1 protein-coding gene is annotated in these 527 nt (G+C 56.7%); it reads left to right on the top strand.

The window, feature by feature from the left end; translation table 11 throughout:
- Positions 1-527 (top strand): ParA family protein (locus AUR66_RS16085; protein WP_157533174.1); only part of this gene is annotated, 527 nt, incomplete at both ends.

Genomic DNA, 527 nt, shown 5'->3' with positions numbered 1-527 from the left:
CGGTAAAACGACGACTGCCGCGACGCTCGCAGCAAGTCACGCACGCGCAGGACACGACGTCCTCGTAATCGACATGGACACACAAAACGGGAGTCTCACGTACTTTTTTGGTCCCGACTACGACCGTGGTGACCCGAACGTCGACAATCTCGTTCGACACCTCGTCGGCCGCCCAAAAGGTGACTTTCACGACCTCGCCATCGAGGTCGAAAGTGGGATTGACCTGATTCCCTCGCACAACATGCTCGAAGACCTCCATGAGTTCCTCCTCAACGAGAAACAGCAAGCCGAGAACTTTGGGGAGTCCTATAGCATGTACCACCAGTTGCATCGTGTCCTCCGCGAGGCGAACGTCCGTGATGAGTACGACGTCATCATTGTCGACACTGCTGGCAAGGCGGGCCCCATCCTGTACAACGCTCTCGTTGCCGTCAGAAACGTCGTCATTCCGTTCGAGGCGACTGCGAAAGGCCAAGAGTCGATCGAGGGTCTTGACGACCTCGTCGACGGCTTGGAACAGAGTATCA

Origin of the sequence: Haloferax profundi (assembly GCF_001469865.1) — an archaeon.
In the GTDB taxonomy this organism is placed as follows: domain Archaea; phylum Halobacteriota; class Halobacteria; order Halobacteriales; family Haloferacaceae; genus Haloferax; species Haloferax profundi.
This window is presented reverse-complemented; position numbering and strand designations above follow the sequence as displayed.